The sequence below is a fragment of the Escherichia sp. AM3 genome, assembly GCF_032029835.1.
GTDB lineage: Bacteria > Pseudomonadota > Gammaproteobacteria > Enterobacterales > Enterobacteriaceae > Escherichia > Escherichia coli.
Map to the genome: position 1 here is coordinate 1 of NZ_JAVUPQ010000431.1, position 812 is coordinate 812.

Here is an 812-nt window from a genome sequence, read left to right on the forward strand (position 1 = left end):
GGATAGAGCAACGACCTTCTAAGTCGTGGGCCGCAGGTTCGAATCCTGCAGGGCGCGCCATTTCTTCCTCATTTATGCCCGTCTTATCCGTTTCCGCTTTGCCCTTCACCACATCACTTTTTGTCGCTGTTTGGCGAGATAATTCAACGGTGTCAGGCCGTAAAACGCCTTAAAAACAGAGATAAAGTACGACGTGCTGCTATAGCCACATAATTGCGCCACCTGAGTGATATTTTTGTTATCCATCAATAACATCTGTACGGCGTAACGCATACGACACTCTGTGACAATCTGGCTATAGCTGGTATTTTCGTTTTTTAATTTCTTTTTGAGCAGGCTGGGGCTTAAACATAGCGAACTGGCGACAATTCGCAGATTCCAGTAATGCTGAATATCGCTTTGAATAATGCGGCAGACGCTGTCGCGGACGCTGCTGCGTAAGATATACATCAGTAGGGCAATAAACCGCGATTGCTCAAGAAAGTTAGACAATACGGTAAAAAGCAATGCGCGCGTCAACTCCGCTTCGCAGGGTCTGCTGGGTTGCTGCTTGCTGTGGTTGGCGGCTAGCCGGAACACTTCCGGTGTACGGCTATGACAAGCGATAACCGGGGTTGCCAGCCGCGACCAGGGCTTTACACAGGTTAAGTTCTTATTTAAAAACAACAGATAATCGTTGATGATGTTACGGTTGATGTGGGTGATTAATACGTGATTTAACGTTGAGAGTTCAATGACGTTATTGTTGCACGCGGAGGCGGCCAGGTAGTTTTTCGGAAGGGTAAACGTAGCATGGTTATTGACGCTTACCT

General features: G+C 47.4%; 1 protein-coding gene. It reads right to left on the reverse strand.

What is annotated here, in order from left to right; genetic code table 11:
* Positions 1-105: 105 nt before the first annotated feature.
* Positions 106-812: DNA-binding transcriptional regulator EnvY (gene envY / locus RTW80_RS26390; protein ID WP_312721037.1), on the reverse strand; the 707-nt coding region annotated here is incomplete at its 5' end.